This is a genomic window from Vibrio sp. R-1 (assembly GCF_035615595.1).
GTDB lineage: Bacteria > Pseudomonadota > Gammaproteobacteria > Enterobacterales > Vibrionaceae > Vibrio > Vibrio cholerae.
On the sequence record NZ_WPDC01000249.1, the window covers coordinates 1 to 774 of the forward strand.

General features: G+C 34.5%; 1 protein-coding gene. It reads left to right on the top strand.

Annotation, left to right across the window (positions count from 1 at the left end):
* The first annotated feature begins 71 nt into the window (after positions 1–71).
* Positions 72–698, top strand: a complete 627-nt coding sequence (locus tag GOU96_RS17915) for a hypothetical protein (RefSeq protein WP_267783675.1) — start codon at positions 72–74, stop codon at positions 696–698.
* Positions 699–774: the final 76 nt, after the last annotated feature.

Below are 774 nucleotides of genomic sequence, written 5' to 3' on the forward strand. Positions count from 1 at the left end.
AGTGGTTGTGCGTTGCCAGCCCCTTAGGCGGGCGTTATGTTTTGGGCTCAGATTTTTAAACGGGAGTGAAAGTGAAAATTGATAACGAAATTGATAGACTTCTTTTGCTAGATGATGAGATGAAAATTTCAGTCATTGGCTTTTCTTTAATTGAGGAAAAAATTGAGGATTTGATTGAGCTTGGTTTAGAAAGTGGGCATCGTGTTGAAATAAAGAAGATGTCAACAATGATCAAGGTAGATCTAGCAATAGGTTTAGGTGTACTTCCACCTGATTATAAAGGGGTAATCAAAAAGCTTTATAAACTTCGTTGTGAGTATGCCCATAAGATATATATTGGCTCCTTTCCCAAAGAAATTGATCATATCGAGTTGTCATTATCTCCAAGTCAGCGAGATGCACTTAAAGAAACTGAAAAAAAACTCAATAAGTTTGAAATTCTACGTTATGCCACAATTAGCACTATTTTTAGTATTGAACAGTGTGTTAAAAATTATACCCATAAACTCGAAACAGATAAAAAAACCAGAGTTTACAATGTAAAGCCAACGTTTGGATTGGGATTAGGGATCCCGGTTCCGAGTGAAAAAATGATAAATAGCTTACTTGAAAATATGTGGAACACACGACTTCATCAGAGTGCTCAACGTGCTTTAGATACTATGAACATAACAAGGTCATCAAACTGCTACAAGTAGGCAAGTTTATCATTTTGATTTAAAGTGGCAGCAACCAATAAAATTGTAAAAATTCAATGTAATCAATAAATAATAA